Here is a 12,886-nt window from a genome sequence, read left to right on the forward strand (position 1 = left end):
GTTAAGCCTCCACGACCTTTCGTACCGACTCCTGGTCCGAGTGCAAAAGTGCGCGGATTCGGGGCATTCCAGGCTCTCCGGCCCAGTTAGTGAGATCGGTCATCGTCAACTGCGGTTCGATTCGCTTGAGGCGCTTGAAAAATGCGTCCAGCGGACTCCGTGGTTCTGGCGCTGCTGCGTCCTTCCATTCGGTCAAGCTGGCTGCGAGGAGCTGGCATGGAATTTCAGCCGCCAAGAAGGCCATGATTGGCCTGCTCATTGCGGGAAGGTTCTCCACCGCGAGCTTCTTGTGGACATCTTCGTGAATGCGAACTTTCGCGATCGGACGAGACTTGTCCACAGGCTCATTGAATCCCGTGTAGTAGTCCACGTGATAAAGCGTCTTGGGCGGAAAGCCCATTGCCTTCCACCCTTCGTCTCCCATCGGTTCTACGTCAAAGTCCTCCGTCGGCTTAGGAGGTCGAAGTTCAAACGACTTCTTCGAAAGCCAATGGCCCTGCATGAAGGGTTTGCCCGCCTCCTTCTTCAAATCAGTCGCCAGACACAACACCACTTCAATTGTCATGTTCGACCCGCCACCGAGGCGCTCAAGCACTTCGCTACCGATTGCGACGTCACCAGGCACATCGTCCTTCAAGAGCATTCGATGCACGAGTTCTGTACGCTTGAGAAACGGATTTACGGCCGTAACCGCCACAACTAGCTTGGACCGGGCGATACCCGCCGATGCGAGCGTCGCCTCGGTTATTCCGGGCCGCACGACGATGGCTAGGCGAGTCGCATCCTGTGACTCAATCGTGAACGACGCTACGTCGGTGAACGGCTGGTCTTCGTAAAGTCGAATCTGGGCCGATTTGAGCGATTCCTCAAGCGTCGCAACCTCGAAGAACGGCCGAACGTCTTTGGTGGCGGTCTTGTGGTACTTGGGCGTGCTCATGCCACCGCCTCATCGTCGATTTCAGGGCGAAGCCGGACGGTCCACGCAGGGTCGTACGACTCGGATTGAATTCCGAAGTGAGCCTTGTCGCCTTTCGTCATGGTGAAACGGAAGAGACGGTGATCTTCTGGGTCAGGTTCTGCGTCGACGCCTGTTACTTTGATCGTGAGATTCAGGTCGTCTCCCTCCTGTCCTTCGTCCTCAAGAACCGGACAGCTCACACGGACGCGCAATTTCACAGGCTCGTCGTCGGCCTTTGCATCCAAAAATACTTTGAACGAACTCGTTAGCTGAAGCTGCCCATCCGGGGTTGCAGTAGCGTGAGGCTGTTTACTGAATTCCAAATGGACAAGTGAACTCGCAGGATCCGGCGGTGGCTTTGCGCCCGTACCGGTTGGTCGAAAGTAGGATCCTAACGCGCGCTCAAGAATCGACAGACGCTTTTGCTTCGCTGGCGCAGGCGGCGCGGCCTCGCTCTGGAACCGCTTCAGGCCAGCCTTTACGCGCGACAGCACCGCGTTGACGACGTCTTTGCCTGCACCGTCGACATCGCGTAGATTTTGCGAATCTGGGTCCCACCGGTCGTGTGCGGGCGGTTCGCTCTTCTTGAGAACAAGGTCAATGTCTTCGGACCCTATGAAGGCTCCGACGACAACTGGGGCCGTTTCCGAAAACGGCTTGTATGCCACGACCATGAGCGGTGCGCGAATCAGCGCCACTGTGTTGCATCGGTCAGCCCTGACGATCGGGGAGCCTTGGGCGTTGAGTGGAGAAACCACGAATCCGCACGTACCCAAATTGAGCTCGCCAAGTCGGTTCAGCGGGTTCAGCTTTTGCATTCCGGTCTTCGGGGTTGCGACACCTCGCGCGATCTCAAATGAGTCGATGAAGGGGCGCAGCTGCTCGTTTCGACGAGGCCTGGGAACGAATACTTGGCCACTCGCATCAATCGCTTCGACATCAAGCTTGTGTTCAATGAGTCGGGGCCACCACCAATCCTCAACGCCGGTGATGATGTCTGAGAGATTCACTGAGGCATCCACTATGAGAATGGTCGTTCCCGTTTCGCCCTCACCTCTAAGTGGAAAGCCAAGCTTTGCAGCTAGATTGTCTGCCTTCTTGTCCTCCAGAGGATCAACGATCGTGCGACCTTGTTCGTCCTGTCGCTTACTCGTTCCGAGCCAGGCACGACCGCTGTAACTATTTCCACGGTACTCGTGGCTCTTGTAGTAGCCACAGCCAAAGAGTCGTGTTTTCTCGACGCCATCCTCACCCTTGAAACGCGTGTAGGCAAAGATGGTCTGGATAGCTGAGCTGGATGAGTAAACAGATTTTCCAAACCCATACGACCCACCAGTACCCTTCTCAGTACGGGCTTTCGATCGGTCTCCGAGGGAGAGAAGCAGACGGTAGAAGTTGGAGCCTTTGTCGTGGGGATCGCCAGACAGACCTTCCGCCTCATAGTCCTCGACATACAGGAGCTCAAGCGACTTGCTAGGAACGTCAAGGGTCTCCAGACAGTTGGGGGATGGCAGCTCCAAGGCTTCGCTACGAACTGCCTGTCCGCTGAGTTCCGCGGCGCGTACGAACTCCGTCTTTGCCTTGCCCTTGAGACTGCGTTGTCGAAACCGGACGGTGACCTTCGGCGCGCCCAACCCTGCGTCCACCGAGTTTTGGATCGCCTCTCGAGCCAAGACGTGTTCGGGCTGCATGCCCGGAGATTTCAGCGTGTTCGCGTAGGCCTCGCCGGCGGCGCCACCCATCGGGTCGCTTTCATGGAACACCCAGTTCGTCATCGCAATGCCCCCTGCATTCAACCCAACTTGAACTCATCTCTCGAACGCCGAGCGATTCCGGCCTGAAATTTGGCCTTCAATAGCTTCATCTCGTTGTCCAGCGCAGTAAGAATCTTTTGAGCATCTTCTGCCGTATATTCGTAATTGCTTGTATTTGATAGGTTCCCTATCAATCGCAAAAACTGCGCCGCCTTGCGGACCCGCGTTTCGCCAAGCTCTACAAACCGCTCTCGTTTGTTCCGTTTTTCGGGCATTATTTGCACCGTACGTACCTACATATGCTAAATGTAGCGTATATTCGGTGCTCAGAAAATACAATAGCTGATTAGTGGCACATGCCCTGCTTCTTCTTTTGGAGCCCTATATTTGGCGCCTGACGTCTTTTTAAGCTGGCGGGTCAGCGAAGAAGCGGGGCGGGCTCCCCCTGCAAACGTTGTCTATCTCATTCCACCGTCACGCTCTTCGCCAAATTACGCGGCTTGTCCACGTCGGTACCGCGCGCCAGCGCGGCGTGGTAGGCGAGCAACTGCACCGGGATCGCATGCACCACCGGCGACAGCACGCCGACGTGGCGCGGGGTGCGGATCACGTGCACGCCCTCGGATTCGCCGAAGTGGCTGTCGGCGTCGGCGAACACGAACATCTCGCCGCCGCGCGCGCGCACTTCCTGGATGTTGGACTTCACCTTTTCCAGCAGCGAATCGTTGGGCGCGATCACCACCACCGGCATTTCCGCGTCGACCAGCGCCAGCGGCCCGTGCTTGAGCTCGCCGGCGGGATACGCCTCGGCGTGGATGTAGGAGATTTCCTTGAGCTTGAGCGCGCCTTCCAGCGCGATCGGGTAATGCATGCCGCGACCGAGGAACAGCGCGTGCTGCTTGGGCGCGAATTTCTCCGCCCAGCCGGCGACCTGCGGTTCGAGGTTGAGCGCGTGCTGCACGCTGCCCGGCAGCTGGCGCAGGCCGTCGAGGAATCCGGCTTCCTGCGTCGCATCGAGCCGGCCGCGCAGTTTCGCCAACGTGCAGGTGAGGATGAACAGCGCGACCAGCTGGGTGGTGAAGGCCTTGGTCGAGGCCACGCCGATCTCGGCACCGGCGCGGGTGTAGTAGACGAGACGGCTGGCGCGCGGGATCGCGCTTTCGGGCACGTTGCAGATCGACAGCGTGCGCTGCTGCCCGAGCGACTTCGCGTATTTCAGCGCTTCCATCGTGTCCAGCGTCTCGCCGGACTGGGAAATGGTGACGACCAGTTGCTTAGTGTTCGCGACCACGTCGCGGTAGCGGTATTCGCTGGCGATATCGACCGCACAGGGAATTCCGGCGATGGCCTCGATCCAATAGCGCGCGACCAAACCCGCGTAATAGCTGGTGCCGCAGGCGAGGATCTGCACCGCGTCGATGTCGCGGAGCACCGATTCCGCATCGGCGCCGAACAGCTGCGGCGAGAATGCGTTGTCGTCGATCACCGCCTCGATGGTGTCGGCGATGGCGCGCGGCTGCTCGTGGATCTCCTTCTGCATGAAGTGCCGGTAAGGGCCGAGTTCCAGCGAGGCCAGCGACACGTCGGAGACGTGCACGTCGCGCTGCACCAGCGCATCGTTCGCATCGAACACGCGCACGCGGGCGCGGGTGACTTCGGCGGTGTCGCCTTCCTCGAGGAAGATCACCTTGCGGGTCGCGGAGAGGATGGCGGACACGTCGGAGGCGACGAAGTTCTCGCCTTCGCCGAGGCCGACCAGCAGCGGGCAGCCCATGCGCGCGGCGACCAGGGTCGAGGGATCGCGCTTGTCGATCACCGCCAGCGCATAGGCGCCGTCCAACTCCTTCACCGCGCGCTGCAGCGCGACCAGCAGCGAATCGCCCTGCGCACGGTAATGGTGGATGAGGTGGGCGATGACTTCGGTATCGGTCTGCGAGGTGAATTCGTAACCGAGCGCGCGCAGGCGTTCGCGCTGCTGCTCGTGGTTCTCGATGATGCCGTTGTGCACGAGCGCGAGGTCGCCGTGGCTGATGTGCGGATGCGCGTTGCCCTCGGTCACGCCGCCGTGCGTCGCCCAGCGCGTGTGGCCGATGCCGAGCGTGGCGTGGAAATCCTCGGCCAGCGCCGCGCTTTCCATTTCCGCGACGCGCCCGGTGCGGCGCACGCGACGCACCGCGTCGCTGGCGACCACGGCGATGCCGGCCGAATCGTAGCCGCGATATTCGAGGCGCTTGAGGCCTTCGATCAGGACCGGAACCACATCGCGATCCGCGATCGCGCCGACGATGCCGCACATGGAATGGGGAAATCCGCGGGGAGGAGTGCGCAGTTTAGCGAGCGGCCGCGATGCGGTCGCCGGCGGCGTCCGCGCGGACGCCCGGACACCCGGCCGGACACTCGTCCGGAGAAATATTTTCCTTCCGATTCAACCGTTTGCGATTGGCACGCATCCTGCATAAGACAGGCATCCGCCAATCCAAGCGAACCCGATGAGCATCCGCGACACCTCCGCCCAGGACCGCCCCGTGCAGCAGCCCGCTGGCACGGCCGCTGCCGCGAAGCGCCGCCGCGCGCTGCTGATCGCCGCGGGCGCGATCGCGCTGGTCGTAGTCGTCGGCTGGCTGGTGTCGGGCTGGGCCGGCGGCTCGCGTTCGTTCGATGGCTCGCGCGTGCGCATCGCCACCGTCACCCGCGGCGACCTGGTGCGCGACATCTCCGCCGACGGTCGCGTCATCGCCGCCAACAGCCCGACGCTGTACGCCATTGCCGGCGGCACCGTGACCCTGGACGTGGTCGCGGGCGATGCGGTGAAGAAGGACCAGGCGCTGGCCGAGATCGACAGCCCGGAACTGCGCAGCCAGCTCGCGCAGGAACAGGCCACGCTGGCCGGCCTCGAAGCCGAAGCCAGCCGCGCCGCGCTCGATGCGCAGATCACCCGCTCGAACGCGCGCAAGGCGTTCAACCAGGCCTCCATCGATCGCATCGCCGCCGAACGCGACCTCGAACGCAACCAGCGCGCCTATGAAGGCGGCGCGGTCGCGCAGATCGACGTGGCGCGCGCGCAGGACGCGTTGAAGAAGGCCGACCTCGGCCTCGCCAGCGCACGCACCGATTCCACCCTGCTCGGCGAGGGCGCCGGGCTGGACCTTCGCAACAAGAAATTGCTCGCCGAGCGCCAGCGCGCGGTCGTCACGGAACTGCAACGCCAAGTCGATGCGCTCACCTTGCGCGCGCCGTTCGACGGACAGGTCGGGCAGGTGCTGATCGCGCAGCGGCAGAACGTCGCCGCGAACGCGCCGGTGCTGAGCGTGGTCGATCTGTCGGTGTTCGAAGTCGAGATCAAGGTGCCGGAAAGCTTCGCCCGCGACCTCGCCATCGGCATGCCGGCGCAGGTCACCGGCCCGACCGGCACGCTCGACGCGCAGGTGTCGGCGGTGTCGCCGGAAGTGGTGAACGGCGAAGTCGCCGCGCGCCTGCGCTTCAAGTCGCAACAACCGCCGGGCCTGCGCCAGAACCAGCGCCTGTCCGCGCGCATCCTGCTCGGCACGCGCAACAACGTGCTGCAGGTCGAACGCGGTCCGTTCCTGGAACAGGGCGGCGGCAACAGCGCCTACGTCATGGACGGCAGCAGTGCGGTCAAGCGCGCGATCCGCACCGGCGTGAGCAGCCTCGATGCCGTGGAAATCCTCGGCGGCGTGAAGGAAGGCGATCGCATCGTGGTTTCAGGCGCCGACGCGTTCGGCGATTCGCAGAAAGTCCGCATCTCGGGAGAATGACCATGTACACGCAAGACAATCCGTATTACCCGGCACACGACTTCCCGCGGAACTGGTCCGCGGACGAGCTCGCCGACGCCGTGCCGCTGCGCCTGTCCGAACGCATCTCGCTCGGCCTGGTGCGATTCGATGCGATGCCACCGCCGGCCAACGCCGCGCGCCGGTCGAAGAGCTATCTCCCCGTGGCCGCGATGTCGCCGCTGCTGCGCGTGCGCTGAGGCCTGCCCCTCCCCCTTCCCTTCGACAGGAAACCGCCATGTTGCAGATGCAAGCCGTCACCAAGGTCTACCGCACCGAGCTGGTCGAAACCCACGCGCTGCGTTCGCTCGACCTGCACGTGCGCGACGGCGAATTCGTCGCCGTCACCGGCCCCTCGGGTTCGGGCAAGACCACCTTCCTCAACATCGCGGGCCTGCTGGAGGAATTCACCGGCGGCACCTACACGCTCGACGGCCAGGACGTGCGCGGCCTGTCCGACGACGCGCGCAGCAAGCTGCGCAACCAGAAGATCGGCTTCATCTTCCAGGGCTTCAACCTGATCCCGGATTTGAACCTGTTCGACAACGTCGACGTGCCGTTGCGCTATCGCGGCTTCGACGCCGCCGACCGCAGGCAGCGCATCGAGAAGGCGCTGTCGCAGGTCGGGCTGGGTTCGCGCATGAAGCACTACCCGACCGAACTCTCCGGCGGGCAGCAGCAGCGCGCGGCGATCGCGCGTGCGCTGGCGGGAAGCCCGAAACTGCTGCTTGCGGACGAACCGACGGGCAACCTCGATTCGCAGATGGCGCGCGGCGTGCTGGAACTGCTGGAGGAAATCAACGCCGCCGGCACCACCATCGTGATGGTGACCCACGACCCGGAACTGGCGGCGCGCGCGCAGCGCAACGTGCACATCGTCGACGGCATGGCCACCGACATCTCGGTGGAAACGAGCCTGAGCCGGCTTGCGCACGCCACGACCGCGACGGCCGGGGACTAGTGGCTGGGGACTGGCGAAAGCAGAACTTTTCGCCACGCCCATTCCGCCGCTCTTCCAACCCTGGCCCCTAGCCCCGCGACCGAAGGGAGCTTTCCATGTTCACGTACTACTGCAACCTCGCCCTGCGCAGTTTCCGGCGCAACAAGATCCTGACCGCGCTGATGGTGCTGGCGATCGCGCTTGGCATCGGCGCGAGCATGACCACGCTCACCGTGTTCCACATCCTCGCCGGCGACCCGATCCCGCAGAAGAGCGACCGGCTGTTCTATCCGCGGATCGAGCCGCGCACGAAGCAGGGATTCCAGCCGGGCGAGGAACCCGAGGAGCAGATGACCCGCTTCGACGCCGAGGCCCTGCTGCGCGAACACCGCGGCGACCGCCAGGCGATGATGAGCGGCGGCGCGCTGTCGGTGGAATCGGGCGACGGCAAGATCGATCCGTTCGTGGTCAACGCGCGCTACACCAGCGCCGATTTCTTCCCGATGTTCGACGCGCCCTTCGCCTTCGGTTCCGGCTGGACCGGCGCGGACGACGAAAACCGCGCCCAGGTCGCGGTGATCTCGAAGGAACTCAACGAAAAACTGTTCGGCGGCGGCAACAGCGTGGGCAAGACGCTGCGCGCCGGCGACAACAGCCTCCGCATCGTCGGCGTGCTCGGCAAGTGGCGGCCGACGCCAAAGTTCTATGACCTCACCAACGATCGCTTCAGCGCGGTCGAGCAGGTGTTCGTGCCGTTCTCCACTTCGCGCACGCTCAAGCTTGGCGTGCAGGGCAACATGGATTGCTGGGGCGACCAGACCGACGCGGATGGTTCGGTCGGGCTGAACGCGCCCTGCGCCTGGGTGCAGTACTGGGTGGAACTCGACGATCCTTCGAAGGCGTCCGCCTACAAGCAGTACCTGGAGAACTATTCCAACCAGCAGCGTGCCGCCGGACGCTTCGAGCGCCCGACCAACGTGCGCCTCGACAACGTGATGCAGTGGCTGGATTTCAAGCAGGCGGTGCCCAGCGACGTGCGCCTGCAGTTGTGGCTGGCGTTCGGTTTCCTGCTGGTGTGCCTGCTCAATACCGTGGGCCTGCTGCTGGCCAAGTTCATGCGCCGCGAACCGGAGATCGGTGTGCGCCGCGCGCTCGGCGCCTCGCGGCGCGCGGTGTTCGCGCAATACCTGGTCGAAGCCAGCGCGATCGGCATCGTCGGCGGCGTCGCCGGGCTCGGCCTCGCCCTGCTCGGCCTGTGGGCGGTGCGCCAGCAACCCGACGACTACGCCGAACTCGCGCACCTCGACATGCCGATGCTGTTCGCCACCTTCGCGCTCGCGCTCGTCAGCAGCGTGCTCGCCGGCCTGCTGCCGGCGTGGCGCGCGATGCAGGTCGCGCCGGCGATCCAGCTCAAGAGCCAGTGACGGCGCGTTCGCGAACGAAACTTCCGGAGAATCCCATGGACATCCGCCCCATCCTTTCCACCCTGCGCCGGCACAAGACCGCGTCCGCGCTGATCGTGCTCGAGATCGCGCTGTCCTGCGCCATCATCTGCAACGCGGTGTTCCTCATCTCGCAACGGCTCGAGAAAATACACCGCCCCACCGGCGTGGCCGACACCGAACTGGTGCGCATCCGGGTCGCCGGCATCGGCAAAACCGACGACGCGACCGCGCTGGCGAAGGAGGACATCGCCTCGCTGCGCGCCATCCCCGGGGTGAAGGCCGCGACGTCGCTCAACCAAATCCCGTTCGACCACACCTCGTGGAACAGCTCGGTGTCGCTGCAGCCCAAGCAGGACGTGCCCAACCTCGATGCCTCGACCTACCTCGGTGAAAACCTCGTCGATGCACTCGGCTTGCGCATCGTCGAGGGCCGCGATTTCACCGCCGACGAATACGTCGACTGGGAGTCCTTCAACAAGCCCGATTCCAAGCTGACCCTTCCCGCGATCATCCTCACCCGCGAAGTGGCGCAGAAGCTGTTCCCGAACCAGAGCGCGGTGGGCAAGCTGGTCTACAGCTGGAATTCGAACGACGTGCCGCACCGCGTGGTCGGCGTGGTCGATCGCCTGATCCGGCCCAACGACAACGGCGGCCCCGCGGAGGCAGGCTATTCCGTGCTGTTGCCGTTGCGCGACCTGACCCAGGGCACCTTCGTCCTGCGCACCGATCCCGCGCGTCGCGCCGAGGTGCAGAAGGCCGCGGTCGCCGCGCTGGAGAAGAACAGCAACCGCCGCATCGTCCTCGACCAGGATCCGTTCACCGACGTCGTGGCGAAGTGGTACCAGAGCGACCGCAACATGGCCTGGCTGTTGCTGGCGGTGATCGTGGCGCTGCTGGTGGTGACCGCGCTGGGCATCGTCGGCCTCGCCAGCTTCTGGGTGCAGCAGCGCACCAAGCAGATCGGCGTGCGCCGCGCGCTCGGCGCGACCCGCGGCCAGATCCTGCGCTACTTCCAGACCGAGAACTTCCTGCTTGCCACGCTCGGCATCGTGATCGGCATGATCGGCGCCTACGGCATCAACCAGCTGCTGATGGGCGCCTATGAACTGCCGCGCCTGCCCGCGCTGTACCTGCCGGTCGGCGCGCTGGTGTTGTGGTTGCTCGGCCAGGCGTCGGTACTCGGTCCGGCGCGGCGCGCCGCGGCGGTGCCGCCGGCGGTCGCCACACGCACCGTCTGATTTCGCCTTTCCTTCTCCCCGCTCGCGGGGAGAAGGTGCCGAAGGCGGATGAGGGGCCCTTCTTCTCGGTAAGCTGGGACACATGCCCACCATCCTCGTCATCGACGACAACCCCTCCGTCGCCACCGCGCTGGAAACCCTGTTCTCGCTGCACGACATCGACACCGTGTCGGTGACGTCGCCGGAGGACGGGATCGCGCTGCTCGCGCGCGAACCGATCGACCTGGTGGTGCAGGACATGAACTTCCACGCCGACACCACCTCGGGCGAGGAAGGCGTCGAACTGTTCGCGAAGATCCGCGCCGCGCACCCGGACTTGCCGGTGATCCTGCTCACCGCGTGGACGCACCTCGAATCCGCGGTGGACCTGGTCAAGGCCGGCGCCGCCGATTACCTCGCCAAGCCCTGGGACGACCGCAAGCTGCTGGTCGCGGTCAACAATCTGCTGGAACTGTCGCAGGCGGAACGCGAACTTTCGCAGCGGCGCAACGGCGAACGCCGCCGGCGCGCGGCGCTGGAACGCGACTTCGACCTGCGCGGCATCGTCTACGCGGATCCCGCGAGCGAAGCGGCATTGTCGCTCGCCTGCCAGGTCGCGCGTTCGGAATTGCCGGTGCTGGTCACCGGGCCGAACGGCGTGGGCAAGGAAAAATACGCCGACATCATCCACGCCAATTCGGCAGTGCGGAACGGCGCGTTCGTCGCGCTCAACTGCGGCGCATTGCCGGGGGAACTGATCGAAGCCGAATTGTTCGGCGCCGAGGCCGGCGCCTACACCGGTGCGAACAAGCCGCGCGAGGGCAAGTTCGAGGCCGCGGACGGCGGCACCCTGTTCCTCGACGAGATCGGCACGCTGCCGCTTGCGGGACAGGTGAAGCTGCTGCGCGTGCTCGAGACCGGGCGCTTCGAACGCCTCGGCGGCAACCGCGAGCGCACGGTGAAGGTGCGCGTGGTCAGCGCGACCAATGCCGACCTGCCGGCGCTGATCGCCGCAGGGCAATTCCGCGAGGATCTGTACTACCGGCTCAACGCGATCGAAGTGCGGGTGCCGCCGCTGGCGCAACGCAGCGCCGACATCCTGCCGCTGGCGCGGCATTTCCTTCCTTCCGGCAAACAGCTCGACGCCGACGCCGAACGCGCCTTGCTCGCGCATGCGTGGCCGGGCAACGTGCGCGAACTGCGCAACGCGATCCAGCGTGCGTCGCTGCTCGCGCGCGGCGAGCACATCGGCGCGGCCGACCTCGGTTTGCCCGCTGCGCGTACCGCGACGACGGGCGCAGGCGACGAACCGGATCGCGCCGCGATCGAGGCCGCGCTCGCGCGCGCCGGCGGCGTGGTCGCGCAGGCCGCGGCCGAACTCGGCCTGTCGCGGCAGGCGCTGTACCGGCGCATGGAGCGCCTCGGCATCGAGCGCGACTGAGCGCGCATGCAAGCCTGGCGCCAGCGCATTCCTCTGAGCCTGCAGTTCGCGGCCCTCGCGTTCGCCTACATGCTCGCGGCCGCGGCGCTGGCCTTGCTGCTGTCGCGCTGGATCGAACGCGCCTGGATCGCGGGTTTTGTTGCGGTCGCGCTGCTCGCACCGCTGCTCGCCTACCACGTGCGCCGCGCGTTCGCGCCGATGAATTCGCTGTTCCGCGCGCTCGAAGGCAGCGTCGCCAGTTACCGCGACGGCGATTACGCCTTCGGCCTGTCGTGGCGCGGCGGCGGCGACCTCGGCGCGCTGGTCGCCAGCCACAACGCGCTCGGCGACGCGCTGCGCGACCAGCGCCTGTCGCTGGTGCAACGCGAACTGCTGCTCGACACCATGGTGCAGAACACGCCGGTGGCGATGCTGCTGGTGGATCCGGCGCGGCGCATCGTGCTCGGCAATATCGCCGCGCGCAAATTGCTGGGCGACGGCAAGCGGCTGGAAGGCCATGCCTTCGACGAATTGCTGGAATCCGCACCGGACGCGCTGCGCGAAGCCTTCGAGCGCGGCGGCGATGGCATGTTCACCGTCGGCGATGCCGACAGCGACAACGAAGACATCTACCACCTCTCGCGCCGCCAGTTCCGGCTCAACGGCCGCCGGCACGAACTGGTGTTGCTGCGCCAGCTCACCGCGGAACTGCGCCGGCAGGAAGTGCAGACCTGGAAGAAGGTGATCCGCGTCATCAGCCACGAACTCAACAACTCACTGGCGCCGATCGCCTCGCTCGCGCATTCGGGCGCGGAACTTCTGCGGCGCGGCCAGCACGAGCGTTTGCCTGCGGCGTTGTCGACCATCGAGGAACGCGCGCGCCACCTGGAAGGTTTCATCCGCGATTACGCGCGCTTCGCCAAGATGCCGGCGCCGCGGCTGGAGCCAGTGCCGTGGCCGCATTTCGTCGCGCAATTGCGCGCGCAGGTGCCGTTCGCCTACGACGGCCCGGATTCGCCGGCGGCGATCGCGCGCATCGACGTCGCGCAACTGGAGCAGGCGCTGATCAACCTGCTCAAGAACGCGCACGAATCGGGTTCGAAACCCGATGACGTGGCGCTGTCGCTGCGGCGATTGCCGGAACACTGGCGCATCGACGTGCTCGATCGCGGCCAGGGCATGAACGAGGCGGTGCTGGCGAACGCGCTGCTGCCGTTCTATTCGACCAAGCGCCACGGCACCGGCCTTGGCCTAGCCCTCGCCCGCGAAATCGCCGAAGCGCACGGCGGGCGCATCGCCCTGCTCAACCGCGACGGCGGCGGGCTGTGCGTGTCGCTGGTGTTGCCGGCTTGATGTCC

At 65.1% G+C, this 12,886-nt stretch carries 11 protein-coding genes; 7 read left to right on the forward strand and 4 right to left on the reverse strand.

The annotated features are described in order from the left end of the window. Position 1: 1 nt before the first annotated feature. The 4 genes from FNZ56_RS07805 to glmS form a co-directional block, all read right to left on the reverse strand. Positions 2-937 carry a hypothetical protein gene (locus FNZ56_RS07805; protein WP_143879295.1) on the reverse strand — a complete coding sequence of 312 codons (936 nt, stop codon included), beginning with the start codon at positions 935-937 and terminating at the stop codon, positions 2-4. Next, complete coding sequence (locus FNZ56_RS07810) at positions 934-2,733, reverse strand: hypothetical protein (protein ID WP_143879296.1); 1,800 nt, start codon at positions 2,731-2,733, stop codon at positions 934-936. The genes FNZ56_RS07805 and FNZ56_RS07810 overlap by 4 nt, the downstream gene beginning before the upstream one ends. A 17-nt stretch (positions 2,734-2,750) precedes the next feature. After that, the gene (locus tag FNZ56_RS07815) at positions 2,751-2,987 is read right to left on the reverse strand and encodes a hypothetical protein (RefSeq protein WP_143879297.1); all 237 of its coding nucleotides are present in this window, start codon (positions 2,985-2,987) and stop codon (positions 2,751-2,753) included. A gap of 188 nt (positions 2,988-3,175) precedes the next feature. Continuing rightward, positions 3,176-5,008: a glutamine--fructose-6-phosphate transaminase (isomerizing) gene (gene glmS, locus FNZ56_RS07820; protein WP_143879298.1), complete on the reverse strand. Its 1,833-nt coding sequence runs from the start codon at positions 5,006-5,008 to the stop codon at positions 3,176-3,178. Positions 5,009-5,201: 193 nt separating this feature from the next. Here glmS and FNZ56_RS07825 point away from each other — a divergent pair, with 193 nt between their 5' ends. From FNZ56_RS07825 to FNZ56_RS07855, 7 genes are all read left to right on the forward strand, one after another. Next, positions 5,202-6,488, forward strand: coding sequence for an efflux RND transporter periplasmic adaptor subunit (locus FNZ56_RS07825; protein WP_143879299.1), 1,287 nt, complete (start codon positions 5,202-5,204; stop codon positions 6,486-6,488). Between the two features lie 2 nt (positions 6,489-6,490). Continuing rightward, positions 6,491-6,706: a hypothetical protein gene (locus tag FNZ56_RS07830; protein ID WP_143879300.1), complete on the forward strand. Its 216-nt coding sequence runs from the start codon at positions 6,491-6,493 to the stop codon at positions 6,704-6,706. Positions 6,707-6,744: 38 nt separating this feature from the next. Next, entirely contained in the window at positions 6,745-7,467 is a 723-nt protein-coding gene (locus FNZ56_RS07835; RefSeq protein ID WP_143879301.1) for an ABC transporter ATP-binding protein, read from the forward strand. 95 nt (positions 7,468-7,562) lie between these two features. Next, positions 7,563-8,870, forward strand: a complete 1,308-nt coding sequence (locus tag FNZ56_RS07840; RefSeq protein WP_143879302.1) for an ABC transporter permease — start codon at positions 7,563-7,565, stop codon at positions 8,868-8,870. A gap of 35 nt (positions 8,871-8,905) precedes the next feature. Further along, on the forward strand, positions 8,906-10,129 hold the full coding sequence (locus FNZ56_RS07845; RefSeq protein WP_143879303.1) for an ABC transporter permease: 1,224 nt from the start codon (positions 8,906-8,908) through the stop codon (positions 10,127-10,129). Between the two features lie 82 nt (positions 10,130-10,211). Then, positions 10,212-11,549: a sigma-54-dependent transcriptional regulator gene (locus FNZ56_RS07850; RefSeq protein ID WP_143879304.1), complete on the forward strand. Its 1,338-nt coding sequence runs from the start codon at positions 10,212-10,214 to the stop codon at positions 11,547-11,549. A 69-nt stretch (positions 11,550-11,618) separates the two neighbouring features. After that, complete coding sequence (locus FNZ56_RS07855; protein ID WP_221933330.1) at positions 11,619-12,881, forward strand: sensor histidine kinase; 1,263 nt, start codon at positions 11,619-11,621, stop codon at positions 12,879-12,881. Positions 12,882-12,886 lie beyond the last annotated feature (5 nt).

The sequence above is a fragment of the Lysobacter lycopersici genome, from assembly GCF_007556775.1.
GTDB classification, from domain to species: Bacteria; Pseudomonadota; Gammaproteobacteria; order Xanthomonadales; family Xanthomonadaceae; genus Pseudoluteimonas; species Pseudoluteimonas lycopersici.

Coding starts and splice junctions, on each gene's coding strand:
- FNZ56_RS07805 (WP_143879295.1), bottom strand. CDS start 937: ATGAGCACGCCCAAGTACCACAAGACCGCCACCAAAGACGTTCGGCCG.
- FNZ56_RS07810 (WP_143879296.1), bottom strand. CDS start 2,733: ATGACGAACTGGGTGTTCCATGAAAGCGACCCGATGGGTGGCGCCGCC.
- FNZ56_RS07815 (WP_143879297.1), bottom strand. CDS start 2,987: ATGCCCGAAAAACGGAACAAACGAGAGCGGTTTGTAGAGCTTGGCGAA.
- glmS (WP_143879298.1), bottom strand. CDS start 5,008: ATGTGCGGCATCGTCGGCGCGATCGCGGATCGCGATGTGGTTCCGGTC.
- FNZ56_RS07825 (WP_143879299.1), top strand. CDS start 5,202: ATGAGCATCCGCGACACCTCCGCCCAGGACCGCCCCGTGCAGCAGCCC.
- FNZ56_RS07830 (WP_143879300.1), top strand. CDS start 6,491: ATGTACACGCAAGACAATCCGTATTACCCGGCACACGACTTCCCGCGG.
- FNZ56_RS07835 (WP_143879301.1), top strand. CDS start 6,745: ATGTTGCAGATGCAAGCCGTCACCAAGGTCTACCGCACCGAGCTGGTC.
- FNZ56_RS07840 (WP_143879302.1), top strand. CDS start 7,563: ATGTTCACGTACTACTGCAACCTCGCCCTGCGCAGTTTCCGGCGCAAC.
- FNZ56_RS07845 (WP_143879303.1), top strand. CDS start 8,906: ATGGACATCCGCCCCATCCTTTCCACCCTGCGCCGGCACAAGACCGCG.
- FNZ56_RS07850 (WP_143879304.1), top strand. CDS start 10,212: ATGCCCACCATCCTCGTCATCGACGACAACCCCTCCGTCGCCACCGCG.
- FNZ56_RS07855 (WP_221933330.1), top strand. CDS start 11,619: ATGCTCGCGGCCGCGGCGCTGGCCTTGCTGCTGTCGCGCTGGATCGAA.